The sequence below is a fragment of the Pseudoalteromonas arabiensis genome (assembly GCF_001550155.1).
Classification (GTDB): domain Bacteria; phylum Pseudomonadota; class Gammaproteobacteria; order Enterobacterales; family Alteromonadaceae; genus Pseudoalteromonas; species Pseudoalteromonas arabiensis.
Window position 1 is genome coordinate 548,443 of sequence record NZ_LRUF01000021.1, and the last position, 21,625, is coordinate 570,067.

At 41.7% G+C, this 21,625-nt stretch carries 17 protein-coding genes and 5 tRNA genes; 6 read left to right on the forward strand and 16 right to left on the reverse strand.

What is annotated here, in order from left to right:
* Nucleotides 1-103: 103 nt before the first annotated feature.
* From PAARA_RS12150 to PAARA_RS12165, 4 genes are all read right to left on the reverse strand, one after another.
* A complete protein-coding gene (locus PAARA_RS12150) occupies nucleotides 104-892 on the reverse strand; it encodes an SDR family oxidoreductase (RefSeq protein ID WP_062569284.1) in 789 nt (262 codons plus the stop codon).
* A gap of 21 nt (nucleotides 893-913) precedes the next feature.
* A complete protein-coding gene (locus PAARA_RS12155; protein ID WP_062569285.1) occupies nucleotides 914-1,417 on the reverse strand; it encodes an Mpo1 family 2-hydroxy fatty acid dioxygenase in 504 nt (167 codons plus the stop codon).
* A gap of 103 nt (nucleotides 1,418-1,520) precedes the next feature.
* Nucleotides 1,521-1,925, reverse strand: a complete 405-nt coding sequence (locus PAARA_RS12160; RefSeq protein ID WP_062569286.1) for a hypothetical protein — start codon at nucleotides 1,923-1,925, stop codon at nucleotides 1,521-1,523.
* A gap of 54 nt (nucleotides 1,926-1,979) precedes the next feature.
* Nucleotides 1,980-2,642 carry a Crp/Fnr family transcriptional regulator gene (locus tag PAARA_RS12165; RefSeq protein ID WP_062569287.1) on the reverse strand — a complete coding sequence of 221 codons (663 nt, stop codon included), beginning with the start codon at nucleotides 2,640-2,642 and terminating at the stop codon, nucleotides 1,980-1,982.
* Nucleotides 2,643-2,692: 50 nt separating this feature from the next.
* Between PAARA_RS12165 and PAARA_RS12170 the strand changes: the two genes are divergently transcribed.
* Together PAARA_RS12170 and PAARA_RS12175 are read left to right on the forward strand one after the other, a co-directional pair.
* Nucleotides 2,693-3,982: an amidohydrolase gene (locus tag PAARA_RS12170; RefSeq protein ID WP_062569288.1), complete on the forward strand. Its 1,290-nt coding sequence runs from the start codon at nucleotides 2,693-2,695 to the stop codon at nucleotides 3,980-3,982.
* Between the two features lie 113 nt (nucleotides 3,983-4,095).
* Nucleotides 4,096-4,725, forward strand: a complete 630-nt coding sequence (locus PAARA_RS12175; RefSeq protein WP_062569289.1) for a trimeric intracellular cation channel family protein — start codon at nucleotides 4,096-4,098, stop codon at nucleotides 4,723-4,725.
* On the opposite strand, the gene PAARA_RS12180 is transcribed toward PAARA_RS12175, so the two are convergent.
* The 5 genes from PAARA_RS12180 to PAARA_RS12200 all read right to left on the reverse strand — a co-directional run bounded on the left by PAARA_RS12180 (nucleotide 4,722) and on the right by PAARA_RS12200 (nucleotide 15,316).
* The gene (locus tag PAARA_RS12180; RefSeq protein WP_062569290.1) at nucleotides 4,722-5,177 is read right to left on the reverse strand and encodes a GNAT family N-acetyltransferase; all 456 of its coding nucleotides are present in this window, start codon (nucleotides 5,175-5,177) and stop codon (nucleotides 4,722-4,724) included. The two genes, PAARA_RS12175 and PAARA_RS12180, sit on opposite strands and share 4 nt — an antisense overlap.
* Nucleotides 5,164-7,248, reverse strand: coding sequence for an exodeoxyribonuclease V subunit alpha (recD, locus tag PAARA_RS12185; RefSeq protein ID WP_083515310.1), 2,085 nt, complete (start codon nucleotides 7,246-7,248; stop codon nucleotides 5,164-5,166). The genes PAARA_RS12180 and recD overlap by 14 nt, the downstream gene beginning before the upstream one ends.
* Entirely contained in the window at nucleotides 7,245-10,820 is a 3,576-nt protein-coding gene (gene recB / locus PAARA_RS12190) for an exodeoxyribonuclease V subunit beta (protein WP_062569291.1), read from the reverse strand. Before recB ends, recD begins: the two co-directional genes overlap by 4 nt.
* Entirely contained in the window at nucleotides 10,807-14,151 is a 3,345-nt protein-coding gene (gene recC / locus PAARA_RS12195; RefSeq protein ID WP_062569292.1) for an exodeoxyribonuclease V subunit gamma, read from the reverse strand. Before recC ends, recB begins: the two co-directional genes overlap by 14 nt.
* Before the next feature lie 121 nt (nucleotides 14,152-14,272).
* Nucleotides 14,273-15,316, reverse strand: a complete 1,044-nt coding sequence (locus tag PAARA_RS12200) for an alkene reductase (protein WP_062569293.1) — start codon at nucleotides 15,314-15,316, stop codon at nucleotides 14,273-14,275.
* Nucleotides 15,317-15,437: 121 nt separating this feature from the next.
* Here PAARA_RS12200 and PAARA_RS12205 point away from each other — a divergent pair, with 121 nt between their 5' ends.
* Together PAARA_RS12205 and PAARA_RS12210 are read left to right on the forward strand one after the other, a co-directional pair.
* Nucleotides 15,438-16,019: a TetR/AcrR family transcriptional regulator gene (locus tag PAARA_RS12205; RefSeq protein WP_062569294.1), complete on the forward strand. Its 582-nt coding sequence runs from the start codon at nucleotides 15,438-15,440 to the stop codon at nucleotides 16,017-16,019.
* Nucleotides 16,020-16,104: 85 nt separating this feature from the next.
* Complete coding sequence (locus PAARA_RS12210) at nucleotides 16,105-16,503, forward strand: DUF2750 domain-containing protein (protein ID WP_062569295.1); 399 nt, start codon at nucleotides 16,105-16,107, stop codon at nucleotides 16,501-16,503.
* Nucleotides 16,504-16,529: 26 nt separating this feature from the next.
* On the opposite strand, the gene PAARA_RS12215 is transcribed toward PAARA_RS12210, so the two are convergent.
* Nucleotides 16,530-17,414, reverse strand: coding sequence for an AraC family transcriptional regulator (locus tag PAARA_RS12215; protein WP_062569296.1), 885 nt, complete (start codon nucleotides 17,412-17,414; stop codon nucleotides 16,530-16,532).
* A gap of 229 nt (nucleotides 17,415-17,643) precedes the next feature.
* Here PAARA_RS12215 and PAARA_RS12220 point away from each other — a divergent pair, with 229 nt between their 5' ends.
* Together PAARA_RS12220 and PAARA_RS12225 are read left to right on the forward strand one after the other, a co-directional pair.
* Nucleotides 17,644-18,183, forward strand: coding sequence for a carboxymuconolactone decarboxylase family protein (locus tag PAARA_RS12220; RefSeq protein WP_062569297.1), 540 nt, complete (start codon nucleotides 17,644-17,646; stop codon nucleotides 18,181-18,183).
* Between the two features lie 154 nt (nucleotides 18,184-18,337).
* A complete protein-coding gene (locus PAARA_RS12225; RefSeq protein WP_062569298.1) occupies nucleotides 18,338-19,741 on the forward strand; it encodes a hypothetical protein in 1,404 nt (467 codons plus the stop codon).
* A gap of 15 nt (nucleotides 19,742-19,756) precedes the next feature.
* Here PAARA_RS12225 and PAARA_RS12230 read toward each other — a convergent pair.
* The 6 genes from PAARA_RS12230 to PAARA_RS12255 all read right to left on the reverse strand — a co-directional run bounded on the left by PAARA_RS12230 (nucleotide 19,757) and on the right by PAARA_RS12255 (nucleotide 21,620).
* A tRNA-Ser gene (locus PAARA_RS12230) sits at nucleotides 19,757-19,844 on the reverse strand.
* A gap of 148 nt (nucleotides 19,845-19,992) precedes the next feature.
* Nucleotides 19,993-21,033 carry a quinolinate synthase NadA gene (gene nadA / locus PAARA_RS12235; RefSeq protein ID WP_062569299.1) on the reverse strand — a complete coding sequence of 347 codons (1,041 nt, stop codon included), beginning with the start codon at nucleotides 21,031-21,033 and terminating at the stop codon, nucleotides 19,993-19,995.
* Nucleotides 21,034-21,162: 129 nt separating this feature from the next.
* Nucleotides 21,163-21,238, reverse strand: a tRNA-Lys gene (locus tag PAARA_RS12240).
* A 49-nt stretch (nucleotides 21,239-21,287) separates the two neighbouring features.
* Nucleotides 21,288-21,363: transfer RNA gene (locus PAARA_RS12245), tRNA-Lys, on the reverse strand.
* 51 nt (nucleotides 21,364-21,414) lie between these two features.
* Nucleotides 21,415-21,490, reverse strand: a tRNA-Lys gene (locus PAARA_RS12250).
* Between the two features lie 54 nt (nucleotides 21,491-21,544).
* Nucleotides 21,545-21,620: transfer RNA gene (locus PAARA_RS12255), tRNA-Lys, on the reverse strand.
* Nucleotides 21,621-21,625 lie beyond the last annotated feature (5 nt).

Genomic DNA, 21,625 nt, shown 5'->3' on the forward strand with positions numbered 1-21,625 from the left:
TTATCGATTTAAGTGTTAAAAATTCGACCGTTTGGTACAAAAAACGCGCAACCTAAGCTGCGCATTGTTTACTAAGAATCATTCACTAACTTATGACTATAAATTATCGATAATTCATTTTTGCTGTGAGGCGATTAAAAAAGCTTGGAAAAAAACGCTTAATGGTCGGTGCTAAACCACTTATTCCCTCGCCAATCACAACCTCATCTTTCTCGGCTTCAATGGCTTTGATCATTTTTGCAGCGGCTTTTGCGACATCCATGCCATTCTCGATTGATTGCTCTGGCTTATTTTGCGGTTTACCTTGGCCATCTAACGAATTATGTGCAATGGCTGTTTTGATTGAACCTGGGCAAATTGTCAGGCAATTCACATTTTTGTCGGCTAGTTCTGCTCTTAAGCAATCCATAAAACCCACAACCGCATATTTAGAGCCCGAATAACCTGTTCTGAACTTTGAACCGACTTTACCTGCCACACTGCTAATTGAGACCACCATACCCATACCTTGCTTCACCATCTGTGGTACTACGGCCTTGGTTAAAGCAATTAAACCAAAGTAATTTACTTCCATCAGTTGGCGATAAACCGTAAATTCGTTTTCTAAAAATAAGCTACGCTGCGACACCCCACCGTTATTGATAAGTACATCAATTCGGCCCAGTCGTTCAATCACCGCTGGCATATCTTCAAGTAGGGCTTCGGGCTTTGCCAAATCAAGGGCGACCACATGATGATTGCCGCCGAGCCTTGCATTAAGAGCGTTGAGTTTTTCCTCATTACGGGCAGACAGTATTAGCGTTGCCCCTTTTGCCGCCAGTTGCTCACAAAGTGCCTCACCAATTCCAGAAGATGCTCCTGTGACCCAAACTGTTTTACCATTTAATTGCATATGTGTTCCTTATTATTGTTGTTATGCTTTGTTAGGCCCTGCATGTTGTTCGATATGATCAGCAATATCTTTATAAAAACCAAGCATAATCAAGAACTCTGCTAATACAAATAAAGGCCCTATTACCAAACCAATTAAATCGTCAACAAAAGCTGGCTTTTTACCTTCAAAATAATGACCAATAAACTGAAATACCCAACCAACAACGAAACTACCAATACTCACAGCTAGCCATAATTCGGTCGAAAGCGATACCACAGGCTTAGCGGCAATACTTAACACACTTAAGCATACAGCCATAATTAACCCCATAGATAAGCTGAGCATTAAATAATAAAGACAAGTGAGCGCAATCACCACAGTTGCCAAGGGGATAACAACAGGCTCTGAGATAAGCGTGACACGTTGCAATAAACAAATAATCGCAAACACAATTAATGGGATACCAATAAAGTGAGTATAAATGTTGCGTTTAGAGCGGTGATAGAGGGCGTAATTTGTTAATTGTTGTTTTAATGTTTTCATTATTTTTCCTGCCAAAACTGTGTTCAAAGTTCAGATTAGCAGAAAATTTACTACCAAGAATGTCAACTAGCCGACATTTGACGAACCGGCATTAACTTACACATCAAACCAGTGCATCGATAACCCTGCCCTTTTCAGCGTCTGGTTGCATGTCCATGCGGTCGCGTCCTTTTTGATATTCCTCTTCTAGCATAGATTGTAACTCTTCCATTTTTTCTTGCAGGGCTTTCATATCCGCGCCTTGTTGTTGCATTTGTTCAGCAAGCTTTTCTATTTGCGCTTTAATTTCATCAATTTTCTCTTTGTCCACGCCTAAACGCTGATAAACAAGCGCTTCCTTTGCTGTGTCTAAAAATGAGCTTGGCTCTGTATGTTTTCTTAACAACTGTTGTGCATCTGAAGAAGATTGAGCCATGGGTTTTGCTTGTGATGGAGTAAGCGACGTCTCACTATTTTTAGTGCCAGAGTAATGATAAGGGTTGTACTGATTATGAAATGTAATTGCCACACGCTGTCTTCCGTTTAAGCTTGATTGCTGCTTTGTAGCAATTTTAGTTCCAAATCAGCACTGTGATTGCAATTTATCTATATTAATTATTTCAATCGATTGATATTTAAGATTAATAATTGAGTCAGCTTGCAGGGTTTGTAATATTTGATTAATAGTTTGCCGTGTTAAATAGGTCATATCGGCAAGTTGTTGCTGGGTAAGCGGCAAAGGGTTTTGGCTTGACGACTGATAAAGCATGCATAACCGCTTACTCACCTTTTGCTTTGCTGCAAGGAGTGCGTGATCTTCTAATGAGTCAAACAGGTTTCGCACTTTATTGGTAAGCAGCAGCCCAAAATCATGCCAATAGGCAGGATGCTCATGTAATAGCTGAGTTAATGCCCGCTCAGGTACGTGTAAAAGCCGTACCGCAGTTTGTGCATACACATCGTGGGTGCGTTTACCCCCATCAAACAAAGCAACTTCACCAAACCACATCGCACTGGTTACAAAACTGAGCACCGCTTCTTTGCCTTGACTATTAACCCCAGAAACTCTAAGCACGCCATCAATAACACAATACAGACCGGTATTCTCATCACCACGCAAAAACAATGCATCACCTGCATTTAAGGTGATTAATTTAGCATTTTTAAGTAGGCTATCTTTAAAGTTCTGTGTGCGCTGCCCAAACCAATTATCTTGATTTATTAGCGCCTGTTCCTGTTCATTCAAAGCTTTATACTTTACATTGGTTTAATAAATTAATAATAAAAGGATACGGGATGTTAAACAAATTACTTTCGACCAGCCTACTACTCAGTGCGATTTCGACCCCTGCATTAGCTAGTGATATTAATACTGAGCTTAAATCTGCAAATAAAAGCGTCAGTGAAAAAGTCATTAAATGGCGCCGTCATTTACACCAATATCCAGAGCTGAGTAACCGTGAGTTTGAAACAGCCAAATACGTAGCGAAGCATTTACGTTCTTTAGGCCTTGAAGTGCAAACAGGTGTGGCTCATACCGGTGTGGTTGCCAAACTTAAAGGGGGCAAAAAAGGTCCGCTTATTGCGCTGCGCGCTGATATGGATGCACTACCTGTTAAAGAGCAAGTAGACTTACCCTTCGCGTCAACTCAAACAACAGAGTACAAAGGCAATACCGTTGGCGTAATGCATGCCTGTGGTCATGATAACCATGTGGCTATTTTAATGGCGGCCGCTGAGTCTTTAGTCAAAATAAAAGAAGAGCTCGCGGGAGATATTCTGTTTATCTTCCAACCAGCTGAAGAAGGTGCACCAGATGGTGAAGAAGGCGGTGCGGAGCTTATGCTTAAAGAGGGCTTATTTAAAGAAAAGCCAGAAGCCGTATTTGGTTTACACGTAACCAGCTCGCTAAATACCGGACAAATTGGTTTTCGTGAAGGACCGTTGATGGCCAGCGCCGACAAATTTACAATCACAGTAAAAGGTCGTCAAACCCACGGTTCACGCCCTTGGAATGGGGTTGATCCAATTGTGGCGTCATCACAAATTATTATGGCAACACAAACCATTGCTTCGCGCCAAGTTGATGTAACCAAAGCGCCTTCGGTAGTTTCATTTGGTGCTATTAATGGCGGTGTACGTAACAACATCATCCCAGATCAAGTTGAAATGGTGGGCACTATTCGTACCTTTGACCAAGAAATGCGCGCTGACATTAAAAAACGTTTAGCTAAAACCGCCGAGATGGTGGCTGAATCAGGTGGCGCACAAGCGCATGTTCACATTGACCATGGTTACCCAGTAACCGTGAACGATATTGAATTAACTAAGAAAATGGCGCCAACACTTGCTGGTGTGGTTGGCAAAGAGAACCTGATCACAACGCCACTTATCACAGGTGCCGAAGACTTTAGTTACTACGCTTTAGAAACACCAGGCATGTTCTTTTTCTTAGGTGTCACACCAAAAGGTCAAGATGCAGTTACAGCGCCTAGTAACCATTCACCACACTTTTTTGCAGACGAGAAAGCATTACAGCTTGGTGTAAATGCGATGACCCAATTAGTGGTTGATTACCTTAAATAATCAATAATTCCACACTGGCGGGTAAGGTCATTACCCGCCCTACTTTCTTATCTGTTCAGCGCCAATAAAGTTCATTTTGCTAGGGTTAACTTACTAACAGGTAAGGAGGCCGCATGACATCAGAATACTTTCACTTTTTAAGCATTATTGGGGTGGCATTTTTTGCTATTTCTGGCACCTTGCTAGGTCATGAAAAAAGTGTCGGTGGTTTTGGTGTAGTGGTGGTTGCCACGGTAACAGCCATAGGTGGTGGTACTTTACGAGATATCCTACTCAACAAGCCGGTATTTTGGATAGCCCAACCAGATTATTTATACGCAACTTACATAGCCATATTCGCGTCTATCTTATCAATTCGTCACCTCCCCGATTTAAGTAACACCACCATGCTATTAATGGATGCTGTAGGGATGGCAATTTTCAATATTATCGGTATTGAAAAAGCACTTATTGAAGGGGCTGATATGGTTGTTGCCATTACTATGGGTATGACAACAGGTATTTTTGGTGGCTTGATGCGCGATGTAATCTGTCGAGAAGTTCCACTGGTAATGGGCGAAGAGCTTTATTCAACCGCTTGCCTATCTGGCGGGCTTACTTATGCTGCATTATTTACTTTAGAGGTGGACTATATCTGGTGTATTGTTGGTGGTTTAGTTGTCACCGTTTTTTTAAGATTAGGCGCTCTTCATTTTGGCTGGCAACCTAATCTATTTCGTAAAAGCAGCTTTAAACGCTCTTAGCAGGTCATATAAATACAGCCATCGAGGGGCATGTCAGCTGGGTACTGAGTTTGAATAAACCCCAGTTTCTCATAGGCCGTTTTAGCGAGGATATTGTGGGTGTATACAAACAACGACAAGCTATCGCAGTTCAATTGCTGTTTGCCCTGCTCTCCTAATAGATTTATCAACAGCTTTGCAAAACCTTTACCACGCTCGCTTGGCGCGATAACTAGCCGCCCTAAATGGCAACGACCTTCACGTAAATAGTATTGACCAAACCCTAACATCTGGCCTTCGTCATTAATCAACGCGAATGAATTCAACTCATCTAGGTTTAAATCTTTTTTAAAGCTTTGCGTATCAAATGGGTAATCAAAAAATGGCCCTGACCAAATACGCAGTTCTGCCTCTGTGTTAAACCAACCCATTAACTCGTTGAGTTGGTCATTCGTTACTTTAACGAGCTTCATGTTTTAACCTATCATATAAACCCGATGCACGAGTAACAGATTTATTCATTGCCATTAGCAATACATTTTTATCGGCCACCAGCTCAAATGTGGTTTTCGCGCGGGTGATCCCCGTGTAAACCAATTGTCTGTTAATGCCCTGATTAGCCTGTTTTATTGGCGGTAAAATCATCGCTGTGTAAGCAAATTCTGAGCCTTGCGACTTATGAATTGTCATGGCATACACTTTATCGTGAGCAGGTAAACGTGCGGGCGAAAAGGCGCGAATATTTTCTTGTTCATCAACAAACATGGCTTTTAACTGACCTTGCTCATCGTGCATTAAAATACCTATGTCGCCATTAAACAGTTTTAACTGGTAGTCGTTTTGGTTGATCATAATTGGCATACCCACATAATGCCTTTGATATGGCGAAATTAAACCTTGTTGAGCCAGTGCTTTTTCAATACGCTGATTAAGGCTATTTACACCATAATCTCCCTCTCTAACGGCAGCCAGTAACTGATAATACGCAAATGCTTTATGCACACTGGCAACACTTGCCCCTTGCTGGATAAGCTGCAAATAATCGTGGTATTGCAGAGCCGCTTGTTGCACAAATTGCTCAATCGGTTTACTGATCACGCTGTAATTAAGTTTAAGGTCTTTAAAGCCACCTTGATTAATCGTTTGCTCAACGAAGCCCAGTAAGCCACTGTTATTGGTATTTACAGCTTGGGCTAATTGACCAATGCCGCTGCTGCTATCAAAACGATAACTTTGCTGTAAAAACGCAATACAATCGTTAAGTACAAAATGACTGCTCGCCGCGGGTATAAAGCTCTGATTATTAAAACAAACGCGATTAAGCTGCGCTGCTCTTTCACTGCTGTAATCAGGCATTTTGCCAAGCTCTAGCCCTTGGCATAGGTCGCTGAGAATACTGCCCGTATCAACCGAAGCTAATTGGTCTTTATCACCCAGTAAAATAAGCCTTGCATGGCTCGGTAATGCCTCGATTAGTTTTGCCATAAGCGACAAATCTACCATCGATGCCTCATCAATGATCAATACATCTAAATGCAGTGGGTTACGCTTGTTATGGCGAAACTTATTAGTATGCGGAATGACGCCCAATAAACGGTGAATCGTTTGTGCACTGTCTGGAATAAGTGGCACGATATTATCAGGGATCATATTAAGCTTTTGCTTTGCCCCTAAAATGGACTCAGTTAAACGAGCTGCCGCTTTACCTGTCGGTGCAACCAGCTTAATTGTTAGCGGCGCACTGGCATACAAAGATTGTAAAATGGCTAGTAGTTTAGTTACCGTGGTGGTTTTACCGGTACCTGGGCCGCCGGTTATCACACTAAAGCCTTTTGTTGCGGCAATCGCACAGGCTACTTTTTGCCAGTTTAATGTTTTAATAGCATCGCTTGGGTTTGTTGTATGTTCACTGTGAGGAAAATACACCTCAAGTAATGCCGTTAATTCACCTTCATCAAGGGTCAGCTCTTTCGTTGCTAAATGATGTAAACGTGATGCCAGTGTGGTTTCGTATTCAGCCAATCGGGCAAAGTAGAGTTTATTCGCAAACAACAGCAGTGGCTTATCATCCCCTACGCAATCAGCATTCATTAATTTATTAACGGCCTCAGTAAGGCCAAACTCCATATCAAACGGCGTTAAAACCTCGGGGGCTGCAATGCTGGCATCAGCTAAACTTTGCTCTCTAATTTCAAACGGATTTTGCCAGTTTATATTCACAAGCTCTAAACAGCTGTGCTGACTTTGCTGCGCGGCCGCAAGCAATAAAATCAGGTAAAAAACTTCGCTGTGCCCGCCATTGTTATTCTCTATCAGCGATTGTGAGCCGGAAACTGTTTCTGTACCAGTCAATAGCTCGGCAAGTTTCACATCAACTAAGCGAATACGTTTTGCCTCAAGCAAATAACTAAGTAATGGCTGCGTTTTAACCTCTGTGGCAGGCAACGCTGAGTTACTCTCTGCATGTTGTGCTGGTTGTTCTGGCTGCTTATTCACTGGCCCGTTTGGCTCATGGTCATCAAAGCCGAATGTCAGTTGACTCATAGCATGGCTCCTTGTGCGAATAAGCTATCAAGCTCAGTTATTTGCTGTTTTGTTAGCTGATTAAAATACACCCCTTGCCCTTCGCTCATACCACGTAAGAAGGTGTAGTAAACACCGCCTAAATGCGTATCGCTATCGTAGTCTTGAATACGTTGTTTTAATAAACGGTGCAGTGCTACGGTGTATATCAAATACTGCAAATGATACTGATGACTGGTCATGGCTTGCTCTAGTTGCTCATGTTGGTAGTCAGCCGCACTATTGCCTAAAAAGTTCGATTTATAATCAAGAATATAATACTTACCCTGCCAGCAAAATATTAAATCGATAAAGCCTTTTAGTAAGCCTTGCACCTCACTAAAATCAAGCTGCCCGGGTAAGTTAAAATGTTTTACCAACACTTGGTTTAGCCTATCGCTTGAGAGCGATAACAGCGGTAAGTTAAATTCCATTTCGACCAAACAGGTATCAGGCTCAAGTACTGATAAACTAAGTCCTTTATCGTTTAATGGGCAATTCAGTGCAGCAAGGATCCACTGCTCGCTCATTTCCTGCCAGCTATCATCAATATGGTATTTTTCGAATAACGTTTTGATCACTTTATCAAGTGCATGGTCTTCTTGTTCACTGGCTGGACGCTTTAACGCGTAAGGGTCGGTAAAGTCTAATTGCTCAAAAATTTCATGCAAACAACTACCCGGCTTTGCCCCTTTAGGGAAGCTGTAAGGTGTTAAAGCATTGGCATTTTGGGCTAAAAACTCATCTTTTTCGTGGTCTTCATCACTGCGACCAAGCTCGATATGATCAGTATGCTTTTTCAGTGTTAAGCTACTAAAGCTGGTTGAGCGCCAATCACGCTGAATGTCTGCTTTAACAGTATTAACTTGATATTCTTGCTCATTGGCTGCGCCAGCAAATGTTAACTTTTCTAGCTCATCTGCTTGGCTAAACGCCTCATAGTGCATGTGCGCAGAGCCTTCACAAAATTGTTGTAACAATGCGCGCCATTCATCGCCCGATTTAATCTCTAACCCTGCGAATAATACGTGGCCAATGCTGGTACTTTGAATACCTGGGCGAGCGCTGCGACCTAGTGCAATGTTATACATCCCCACTGAACAAAAATGCACAGCACGAGTCAATGCCACATAGAGCAAGCGTAAATCTTCAGCCAAGCGCTCTTGCTCTGCTTTTTGCATTGCATCGTCACTTTTAGCAAGGTCATAAATCAGCTTACCGTCTTTATGATAAAGGGCTTCTTTGCTTTCGCGATAACCACAGGCAAACGGCATGAATACTATCGGGTACTCTAAGCCTTTTGATGCGTGCATGGTGACAATTTTCACTAAATTAGCATCGCTTTCTAGGCGTACTTGCACCGCTTCGCCATCTTGTTGACTGACTTTTTGCGCAAACCAACGCAGCAATCTATGGGTTCCCTCAAGCTCAATTTGCTTTTGCTGTAAGATTTCCCCTAAATGGCGGAAATCGGTGAGCCAGCGCTCAACGTTGTAGCCTAAGCCTTGCCAACGCGCTGCAAGTTGATTATGACTCAATAAACGCTCGAGCATCGCCATAGCGCCCTGTTTATGCCAAATATGGGCTAGCTGAGCAAAAAAGTTTAAATGCTCTTGCCATGCGCTTTCATTTTCGTGAAGCTCATAAATGCGGTTGTAGCTTAAGCAAAACAATGGCCCAGCAAGTACACCGCGCAATAATGACTCATCATACTGACCATGCAATGCCGTTAAAAAGTTAAGTAAATGATGACTAAGCTCTTGGTTAAACACACTATCACGCGACAAATACACGCTGGCAATGGCGGCTTCTGCCAGTGCGGTTTTCATCAACTGTGCTTCGTTTCGGTCACGCACTAACACACAGATATCGGCAGCGGTGAGTGGTTTTCCTGCGATAGTCGCATAGCCGGCATCAGCTTGCTTGAGTAGATCAGTGATTTTTTTCGTATACTGCAAAGCCAATGCTTGTTGAGCCACCCCTTTGCTGGTTGGCTTATTGTTCGCTTCGGCGTATTCATCAACAAAAACCGAAAACTCAAACGCACTGGGCATTTCACCGTTTATTAAAAACGCTTTGTCTTGCTGTTTTCCCTTAGCATTGACCTTTTGAAATGGGATTGCGTCGTTATAAATAAAGCTATTGTCATTTTTAGCAAATAAGCGGTTTACGCTATCAACAACCCCTTCACTTGAGCGGTAGTTGGTATCTAGGGTGTATTGTTTATCTTTCGCAACAGCTTCTTTTGCGCCAATATAAGTAAAAATATCTGCACCACGGAAACCATAAATAGCCTGTTTTGGGTCACCTATCATGGCAAGCGTGGTGTTTTTAATGCCATAAATGCGGCTAAAAATGCCGTATTGAATTGGATCGGTATCTTGGAATTCGTCAATCATGGCAACCGGAAACAAGGCGGCAATTTTTTCACTTAATGCTTGCCCTTGCTCGCTTAAAAGCGCCTGATGCAGGTTACTTAATAAATCATCAGGGGTGATCACGCCTTGCTCTTGCTTGCGCTTAACTAATGCATTTGCCACCCATTTAGCAGCGTATTGCACTATCGCAATATTCAATCCGTTATTGATAAGGCTACTGAGTTTGGCCATTTCACCAAACTGAGCCACCATTTCATGACTAAGCAAATTGCCGTTTTTCTTGTAATTTGCAGGGTCGCTTAAATTCTCTGTACTCCACACTTCAAAGGAGTATTTATTGGTACCAAATACAAAGAACAGCTCGTCATTGTTAAGGTATTCTTCAAGCGCTGCAAGGCTGTTTTTTCGACCTGGGGTTTTTGAGCCACTTAAATCAGATGCTTTTACAGCATTAATAAACTCACTCTCAAGGCATGCCTTTTTAAATGCCGGTACTTTTGCCACAAAGTTGTCGCGCGCTTGCCATATATCGTCAAGGTCGTACTCAGGGGTGATTGTTGCCCCTTGCTTGTTGAGTAAACTCACTACCTGTGAATACAGTGATGCAGGCACTGGGAAAATATCGGTAATTGCTTGGGTGCGCTCTTTTGATTGTGGGTAGACAAAGGCACGCCAAAAGTCATTAAGGGTTTCTTGAATAAGCTCACGCTCATCTAAAATAAACTCTAAGTTAAACGCCACACCTGATTCAAAAGCATGTTGTTTAAGCATTCGCTGACAAAAGCCATGAATGGTGAATATGGCGGCTTCATCCATCGACTTTGCCGCAGCGTCTAGCAAATCAAATGCGGCGTGTTTGTCAGTTACCTCGTCAATTACTTGCTCAATCAGCTCATCATCGGGCTTTTTACCAAGCAGTGCATCTCTGGCATTGATTATACGCGCCCGCACACGGTCTTTAATTTCTTGCGTTGCGGCCTCGGTGAAGGTCACCACCAGTATTTGCTCAACACTAAGCGGCGTATTTAATTGTTCATCTTCATCGGTCGCTTTTTGTAAACCCAACAAATACCGTAAATACAAACCTGTGATGGTGTAGGTTTTACCCGTACCGGCACTGGCTTCAATAAGGCTCTGCCCACACAGCGCCATACTCATTGGATTAAGCGTTTGCATGATCTGCCTCCTGTGCTAATTCAACAATTGGCGATAACAGCAGCTCGCTCCATTTTATAAACTCTTCTTCACAGTCTTTAAGGCTCTTTATGGTTAAACGAATATACGGATTTTCACCCTCACCCATGCCTATGTATTGCGGCGCGAATTTATTGTTTGCTTTGACCATATCTTTATCTGTTTTTATGTACTCGTAACCACTGACCGGAAAAAACGCCACTGGGCGAGTTAAAAGCGTTTCATAGAGCGAGAACCAATCGTTTAAATACTTACGAGCATCATCTTCTGACATAGGTGAAAAACTAATTTGCTTGTCTAAACCAAGAATGAGGGTTTCAACAGGTTGCCCCATTATTTGCGCTGCTAAATGATGCACAAAGCCGCGAATAACATCTTTTGCTTTAATACTGGCAGTGCGATAAAACACCTGTTTTTGACCATAAATATGATTTAACCAACCTTCTAAAGTGGTGTTGGCTATTTTAATATTTACTTCAACGGGTAATGCTTCATCACCTTGAATATGCGCTTTTACTTGCCCTGCAAGCGCATCGACTCGGTGCTGCATACTTTCGAACACTAAGTCACCAACGTGTGCTTGTGGCAATTCACCACGCTGCATAATTTGCGCTTGGTTTAGGGGCATTTCTTGAATACTGGCTTCGAGAATTTCGTCTAGATAAAAGTAGCGACGTAACGCGTCTAAGCTAAACGGTTCTTCATCTTTAGCAATATCGTTAAATTGCGGCAAGCGTAAACCCAAGCTTTGCTGATAAAAGCTCTCGTGCGGCTGGCAAATACTGCGAATAAACTGAGTTAACTCAACGCTACTTTCTGGCTGAACATTAAGCGCTTGCTGAGGCTCAGGATTGACACTTTGAGTTGGCATCCAAACAGGATTATAGCTATGCAATTGTGTGGCTAGCGGTTTGTCTGCTTTTTGTTCGCCACCAGTTTGGCTTTTATTACCTTCTTTGTTAGTGGTCAGATAATAAGCTGGGTTAAATGGTTGTAAGTGCTGATAATTAATCAGCGCCTCTGGTAGCTTTAAGTGAGTTTCTTGGTCAGCAAATTCAAAACTACGGGCTATGTATTCCAGCAGCTCGCTCACTAAGGTTGAGGGCATTCTTGGTTGGTTATCAAAGCAAGAGCGACCGATATAACTGATGTATAGATTCTCACGGGCACTTAAAATCGCTTCTAAAAACAGGTAACGGTCGTCGAGTTTGCGAGAACGATCGCCTTTTTGGCGTTTTGAGTAAGGAACTAAGTCAAAGCCAATTGGCTGAACTGTACGCGGGTAATCCGCATCATTTAAACCTAGCATGCACACCACTTTAAATGGCACAGCCCGCATTGGCATCAAGGTACAAAAGTTAACTTGCCCCACTAAAAAGCGCTGCCCTACGCCTTTTTCTTGTATACCTTGTTTAACTAGGTAACTAATAATGCGCTGCGAAACGTTTTGTTGGTAATCGCCATTATCATAATGCTTAATTAGTGTATCGAGCACTTTTTGCAGTACTAATAAATCCCAGCTTTGTTCGCCTTCCTCGCTGTACACAGCGCTTAATAATTCTTTTAGAGTTTCTGCCTTTTCGTTAAGCGGTGCATCAGTTTGCAGCTTAGCTTTAAAACGGGCCAGTACATCAATAAATTCAATAAGTTTATTTAAAGTATTTAGTGCCATGCCTTCAACTTCATCGGCACTGTAAATACCCGAGAAAGGCAGTTGTTCATCACGTTGTGCAACACCTAATAACAAGCGGTTTAGGCCATGTTGCCAAGTATTTAAATCTATTGCGGGTAAGCCAAAACTATCTTTGTGGGCGGCATCTAAGCCCCATTTAACGCCAACGCGTTCAAGCCAAAAGCCAATTTGCTCATACTCATGGGCTTCGAGGTTAAACTTTTCGGCAATTTGCGTGACTTGCAATAAATCAAGAATGTCAGACACACCAAAGCGTGAGTAGGGTAAATCAGCTAAACTGGCAAACGAGCTAAGCACAGGTTTTTCTTGCTCTATCGCTAAATCGGCTAACGCATAAGGGATAAAGCGTCGCCCCTCTGCACCACCAAACACCGCCTCAATATACGGGCTGTATGTGCCAACATCTGGCATCATTACAATAATATCTTTAGGTGTTAGCGCTTTATTTTCATTGAATAAGTTAAGCAAGTAATCATGTAGTCGCTCTACTTCACGAAGTGGCGTGTGACAATCGCTCAGCACTATACTGGTGTCATCAGCCTGAATCGGCAATTTGCCTTCGTCATTAATAAACCATTCTTTATCAGGCGTTAATGACTCACCCTTGAAGGCTAATTGGTAAATTTCAGACTGAATTTGCGATAGCAAGCTTTGATCAAACTCGTTATCGAATCCGTCAAGCCACTGCGCATCTAGTTGTAGTAACTGCTCAAAATAGTCACGGCCTAATTTACCCCACGACGAGAGTAACGGGTTACCAATAAAAAAGTACTCGTGATCAGGGTTTTTAGCGCTGTCTTCAAGCGCTTGTAACTGCGGACGTTTGACATATTTAGCGGCAATCTTAGCGGCTGTTTTTTCATCGAGTGTGTCGCCCCAGTAATGTTCACTGGGGTTAAAGAAAAATAAAAATACCTGCGTTTTTTTCGCAATGGCCTGAAACACTTCAAGCTGGCTACTCGCAATTGCAGAAATACCAAATAAACTAATACGCTCAGGTAACAGGCTTGCGTCCATTTTTTCAAGGGCTGCAAGGAGTTTGTCTTGCATATTAGCGCGGTGATATTGGCTTTGCCCAAGCTCTTTACTGTGCGCCACCAGCTTGCGCCAAAGATCTGGTTGCCATGGCGCAATGCCTACATCAACATCATCAAGCTCATCGATGCCCTGCTCCCAAGTGGCAATCCAATTGGGGCGATACATTAAGTATTGGTCATAAACGTCGGCAATTTTCTCGCACAAGGCAAACGTTTTTTGCCCTTCACTGTCACCATCTAAATAGGTTTTGAGTGGTAAATACAGCGGCTCATCAATGCAGTTTGGTAAAATCGCAAACAGCTTCCAAGCAAGGTTAGCTTTGTTATACGGAGATTCACTGGGTACATCAGGCAATAATTGTTGGTAAAGCTGCCAAATAAAACTCGAAGGCAGCGGAAAATCGACCTGAGCGGCAATCCCTAAGTGTTCACTTAAACCTATTTTTAGCCACTGCGACATACCCGGTGACTGCACAAGCACAATTTCTTTTTTAAAGGGACTTGTTAACGGATTAACTTTAAGCAGCGCGTGAAACCGCGCTTGCAGTGCTTCCATGCGATTTGATTGAATTATATTCAGCACTTTACACTGTCCTTGCCTGAAACTAACTAATTGACACAGTGTAAGATATTTTAATTAGATGGGATAGGTATAAGCGTCACCTAAGCGAATACTTAGGTGACAATTTAAGCTGCCTATGAAATTAAATTAGTTCTGCCAGCATTTCGTCGCTGTATGGTGTTAACGCTTCACCATTTTTAACTTTACTAATGTAATCTGGGTTCGCAATGAATGGGCGACCAATGGCAATTAAATCAAATTGATCATTCTCAATTGACTCTTTTGCTGATTCAAACGTGTAACTACCCACTCCCACTAAGGTGCCTTTGTACGCACTACGTAAGTATTCAGACGTCGTTTTGTCTTCTAAGCTTGCAAAACGCATGCTGTCGTCAAAAATACCACCATGAAGATAAGCTAGATGGCGACTTTCAAGAGCCGCTAATAAATAATCGAACACGGCTTTATCGCGGTTGTCTTCATCCATATTAAAGTATGCACCAGGTGATAGGCGTAACGCTGTTTTATCTGCACCAATTGCAGCAATGACAGCATCGACGACTTCAAGAGCAAAACGTGACATGTTTTCTGGTGTTTGACCGTATTGGTCTTCACGTTGGTTGGCAGTAAAATGTAAAAATTGATCAATCAAGTAACCATTTGCACCATGAATTTCCACCCCATCAAAACCTGCTTCAACCGCGTTTTCGGCCGCTTTTGCGTAGTCAGCAATTAAACCTTGGATATCTTCAATGGTTGCAGCCTTTGGCGTAACATAAGCAAGTTCGCGCATACGAGGAACAGTCCCTTCAACACCGATTGCTGAGGGTGCCAGTACATCCCCACCAAAAAAGTGTGGATGAGCAACACGGCCTACATGCCAAAGCTGAGCAAACATCTTGCCGCCTTTCGCGTGCACCGCATCGGTGACTTTTTTCCAACCCTGAATTTGTTCGCTGGTAAATAGGCCTGGCGTATTTGGGTAGCCCTGTGCATCTGGGCGGATAATGGTTGCTTCACTAATAATTAAACCCGCATCAGCACGGCGGGCATAATAATCAACCATCGCTTGGGTAGGTACTAGGTTATCGTCACTCATACAACGTGTCAGTGGTGCCATTAGTACGCGGTTTTTAAGCTCAATGCTGTCATTTAGTTTAAATGGAGAAAGTAAATCGGTTGTCATGGTTTTATCCTTATCTTGAACATACATTCAAGATAAGGGCGAAACAAACATACTTCAAGGTTTATTTTGAATAATCGTTCAAGATTACGTAAACTTCACCAATAAGCACCGAGGAACCCAAATGAGAACTGCTGAATTTGATACTGAATTTGTCCTACGCCAAGCCATGCATGCTTTTATGCAATATGGCTATGCCAAGACAAGTATGCAAAAATTAAAGGAAGTGACTCACCTTCATCCGGGTTCTATTTACGCGGCTTATGGCAATAAAAAAGGTCTATTTTTAGCTGCGACAGAGCAATATCAAAAAGATAGAAACCAGCAATTTACAGCGCTATTTAATGACCAACAACCTATTTTATTGACCCTGAAACATTACTTAACTGTGATTGTTGATGAATGTATTGAAGGTGAAGTTGCTAAAGTGTGTTTGCTTACCAAGAGTATTTCTGAAGTCGAAGGCAACGATCCACAAATTTGCAGTGTACTGCGTGGCAACTTAAACGCTTACGAAAATACTCTCGCCGAGCAACTGCAAAAGGCGCTGGATAATAACGAATTTACAACGACTAAAACACCGCAGCAACTAGCGCGCTTTTTAGTGATGGGCATATACGGTATTCGTACCTATGCGCTAACAAATCAAGATTCTAAGGCTCTGCAGCAACTTGCAGATGATCTATTCGTTGCATTAATAAATTAATTTACCCAATAACTTTACTTGTCATATTTATTTATCACCTTATGATTAAGGTGTAGCTGTGTATAACTAAAAGAGTGAGCCTGTCATGAATAATGCAACTGCTAAACGTGTTGAAACTGAGTTTGATACTATTCTCGCTTTAGGCGCTAAGAAACGACTCGCTTATATGTATGAAACGGTTCAAGAGTTCAAACAAGTGTGGATCCTCAATGATGAACATGGCTGCGTCATGCTCTCCAATGAAGACGACGACTGTGTACCTGTATGGCCTAGCCGTGAATTTGCACAAAGCTGGGCTACGGGCGAATGGCAAGATTGCACGCCAAAAGCCATACCAATAAAAGATTGGTTAAGCCGCTGGACACCAGGCCTTGAACAAGATGACTTACTCATTGCCGTGTTTCCAACTGATGAAGATGACGGCACAATTTTATTCCCCGATGAGTTTGACTCACAACTGAGAATGCCGAAAAGACGATTTTAAATTATGGGAGCTTTAAGCTCCCTTATTTATGCCGTTTGCTGTAGACGTAATGCTGAAATATCTTTTATGGGTGGTTTGCCAAAAAAGCGTGTGTACTCGCGACTAAATTGCGATGCGCTTTCGTAACCTACTTTAAGCGCCGCAGAGCCTACATCAATGCGTTCATTGAGCATAATTTGCCTTGCTGCCTGCAGTCGTAAGTTTTTTACATACTGTAACGGGCTCATCTTAACAACATCCCGAAAGTGCAACCTAAATGTTGAAGGACTCATGTGTGCATTTCGTGCTAACTCGTCAATCGAAAATTGACTACTGAAGTTTTCTTTCAACCAACATAGGGTCTTGGCAATTTTTTGATGGGCTGAACCAGACATCACAATTTGCCTTAAATAAGGGCTATGCGGGCTATTTAATAACCGCAATATGATCTCTTTTTTAATCAGTGGCGCTAAATTAGCTTTTAGCAATGGCTCATTGTCGAGTTTGATAAGCCTGAGCAAAGCATCAAGCAAACCGTTATCAGTATCAACCACCGACATAGCTTGATGCTTAGGGAACTTGTCTTGCCCTGCGAATTCCATTTCAGCAACAATGTGACTTATTTCATGAGCATCAAGTCGTAAATAGAGCCCATAAAATGGCTGCTCTTTACTGGCACGCGTAATGTGTGATGTAACAGGCACATCAACCGATGTCACCAATGATTGGCCATCCGTATAATCATAACTGTGCTCGCTAAGCACAACACGTTTTGAGCCTTGTAAACTAATGCCCAAACCTAATTGATATACGCAGGCCATGGGTAACGACACTTCACTACGTCTGTAAACGAGTAACTCAGGAATCGTTGTTTCAAAATTACCATCTTCAATTGCAATCGCTTTTACTGCTTCAATTAATGCCTGACGCATCTAGCCTACCTCTTTTAATTACTCATTTAAGTGTATCACCGTAATTTAAGCTTAGGAGTATTTATGATGATGGTTCGTTATTTTAGGCAAAAATTAAATCATTTATAGCAAGCATAAACATCTGTTATCGACCATAATATATTTTCACATTTTCGATTGCTTAGTCTTTGCAATCAACCACTGCTACAAAACCTCAATACATTCAATATCTAAAATAAAAAGAGAAATTATGAGCCTAAACAACACGGATTTATTTGTGTTTGTCGCGATCGCTGCTTTGGTCACCGTTCATGACAAGCCTTTGTTAAAACGAGCATGTCAGCACGCATTGAATGATGGCGTATCAATGCAAGAGTTATGTGATATTTTACCGCATATTAGTGTGTATTCTGGGGTGCCAAAATCACTGATGGCGCTAGAGATTTTAAAGTCGCTTGATGATATTCAAGGTTCAAATACGTTACTTATCAAGCGCACAGAGCAGCAACTAAAAACCGCACTCACATTTGGTCAGCTACCTTTTGGCATCGAGCAACAAAACAACACCGTATTTGAGCTTGCTTCTTTAGGCGCACTATTTGCGCTAGAGGATGCCAGCAGTTTAGTAAACGAGCAACTTAAGCGCTGTGTATTACTTGGCTATAGCCGTGAACAACTTGAATTGTTGGTGATAGAACTTGCTAGAAAAGTCAGTAGCAATATTGCCCTGCGTGCTCGAAAAAGCATCATAAACTATTCCACAAAATTAAATAGTTGTAATCCCGTTTAATAAAATTCAAATAAAAGAGATAACTTTTGTAAATTTTATATATTGAAAAAAATTAAAAGTTCTATAAAGTTAAGTTTCGATCTTTAAGTCCTCTTATTGATTGCTCGATTAAACATATAAAATTTTATTTCTTAAATATGAAAAGGATTTTTTAATGAAAATTAAAAATATAATTTTTTTAAATATACTAACATTCTTAATTTTACTCCCCCCAAAACTAATGGCGGCAAAGAATATTGCAGTAGAAGACACTGGTTTTACTAGTAGCTTTTTTTGTTTGAATAAAGCAGTTAGATATAGTGATGGCACTAGCAGCGGAAGTTCGCAGTTATTAAATGGAGTACCTAAATATTGTGGAGCAACTGGTACATATACTCATAAACATATACCTGTTGCTGTTAGTAAAGATGGACATCGATATGAGGTCTTCACCGATAACACTCAAAACGGTAACGAATACCCCGAAGATAGGGCCTTGAGACTATATCTAGTCAAAGACTCAGGCCCTAAAGTTCTAATCCATACAGAAGAGAAGTGGCATGACCCCCATATGAATGCTTCTGTCGATGTAGATGATAATGGTTATGTATGGGTGCATATGAGTTCTAGAGGATTATTACATAGATTTAAAAGTGGATTTGTATTCAAGTCAATCGCTCCTCACTCTTTCGTTATGAGAAGAGTTGCAGGAGGACATGAAGACCCTCAAAACGAGTCATATCCTCAAGTACACCATACTACATTTGGAAAAGTTGTCTTATTTACGAGATATGAACAGTTTAATAATAAAAATATCCGCACTATCTGGGTCAATAAAGAAGGAGTGATGCCTTATAAACTAGTAGATGGAGGACACTATCAAGTAAGTTGGTACGATAAAAAATCCGCAACACTTTTTACAGCCTATAATTACCATCCCGATGGTTCACTTGACAACAGAGCGAATATCTTTGTTTTAAAAACTACTGACGGTGAAAATTGGTATAATGTTAAAAATGAACAAGTCGCGAGTTTAGGAAACCCTTTACCTACACGCTCTCCAAAAAGTTTAGTTTATGATAGTGAATTCAGAGGATTAACTATTTATCTAAAAGATATAATAACTGATTGTGATAATAACTTAAGAGTTCTTATGACCGAGTCAATGTCACATGATCCTACTAAAGGCCTAAGACAACTTAGTGAATTAATTATTTCTCCGAATGGAAGCGCTGGCGTAAAAACATTACATAGAACAAACCACAATTATAGTGCAGGAGCCTACCTGTATGAGGGGTGTCAATTGTATACCCTTAGTAATGGTGATAATGGTAAACAATATTTTGGCGGCGATTTAATATTAAAAAAACTTACAGGTGGAAGTTACATACTTGAGAAAGAATATAAGGATGGTAAAAACTATAGCTATATAAGACGTGTAAGGGGAGATGGAATGAGTGCTGTTGCTTCACAAGGAAGTATAGAAATAGCGCCTAATGATCCAAATTCACCAACTCTAGAAGGTAACAGAATTATTGATAGTACTAGCAGTTCTCACGTTAGAATTTCAATAAAATAAGTAGCTAGAGAAAAATGGCGGTGACGGAGAGATTCGAACTCTCGATACGTTGCCGTATACACACTTTCCAGGCGTGCTCCTTCAGCCACTCGGACACGTCACCTAAGGCGCTTTGAGTTTAGCGCGGCGTTATAGTATGAAAACAACCCTACATACGCAAGGGGTTTTTAAAATACTGTGGTTAAGCGATTAGTAATTAAACAAAAAAGGCAAGGTAAATACCTTGCCTTTCATATTCACTACACGTGTTATTAACGTTGTAATGATGCAGAGAAGTCCAACATACGGTTAAGCGACTTTAAAGCGCCTTCGCGTAAATCCATATCAACAAATACTTCTTTACCCTCTGGGTCTGTTAGTGCTTCTTCAATTGCTTTTAAACCATTCATTGCCATCCACGGGCAATGTGCACAGCTTTTACATGTTGCGCCTTCACCTGCTGTAGGTGCTTCAAAGAATTCTTTGTCTGGGCATAACTGCTGCATTTTATAGAAGATGCCACGGTCAGTCGCTACGATGAACTTTTTATTGTCCATAGTTTGCGCAGCTTTAATAAGCTGACTTGTTGAGCCAACCGCATCAGCAAGGTCAACAATCTCCGCAGGAGACTCTGGGTGAACCAATACAGCCGCATCTGGGTGTAAGGCTTTCATATCCTTAAGCGCTTTGGTTTTAAACTCATCATGAACGATACAGGCGCCATTCCACATGATCATATCGGCACCTGTGTTCTTTTGAATGTAAGAACCTAGGTGTTTATCAGGGCCCCAAATGATCTTTTCGCCTTGCTCATCAAGGTGCTCAACAATTTCAAGAGCACATGATGAGGTAACAATCCAATCTGCACGCGCTTTAACAGCTGTTGAGGTATTCGCGTATACAACAACTTTGCGATCGGGGTGCTGATCACAAAACGCTGAAAACTCTTCAATTGGGCAGCCTACGTCTAACGAACAGGTTGCTGCCAATGTAGGCATTACAACTGTTTTATTAGGCGTTAGGATTTTAGCTGTTTCACCCATGAAACGAACACCTGCCACCACGATTACATCAGCATCATGCTTTGCACCAAAACGTGCCATCTCTAGTGAATCAGCAACACAACCACCGGTTTCTTCAGCAAGCGCTTGAATTTCAGGATCAGTGTAATAATGGGCAACAAGAACGGCGTTCTTATCTTTTAATAATTGTTTGATACGTGCCTTATACTCAGCTTGCTCGTCTTTTGATAACGGCGCAGGCTTTGGAGGGAAGATATAATCTTCAGGCATAATTTGTTCGGCTAGACTCATTTCTCGACCACTTAGTCCACAGTGCATTCATGGCGCGAATTATACGAGAATCTTACGCTAAAGAACAGTATTGCTGTAAGCTGTTAAGATAAATAAAGGATAACTTAGATAGAAAAGATAAATAAAGAATGGTGGGTCATGATGGACTTGAACCATCGACCAATGGATTAAAAGTCCACTGCTCTACCAACTGAGCTAATGACCCGCTCTGGATATTAAGATGCGTAAATCCGCCGATATAACCATTCAAAGAATGGTGGGTCATGATGGACTTGAACCATCGACCAATGGATTAAAAGTCCACTGCTCTACCAACTGAGCTAATGACCCGCTCTGGATATTAAGATGCGTAAATCCGCCGATATAGCCATTCAAAAAGAATGGTGGGTCATGATGGACTTGAACCATCGACCAATGGATTAAAAGTCCACTGCTCTACCAACTGAGCTAATGACCCGCTCTGATGCTTGTTAAGCTGCGTAAATCCGCCGATATAGCCATTCAAAAAGAATGGTGGGTCATGATGGACTTGAACCATCGACCAATGGATTAAAAGTCCACTGCTCTACCAACTGAGCTAATGACCCGCTCT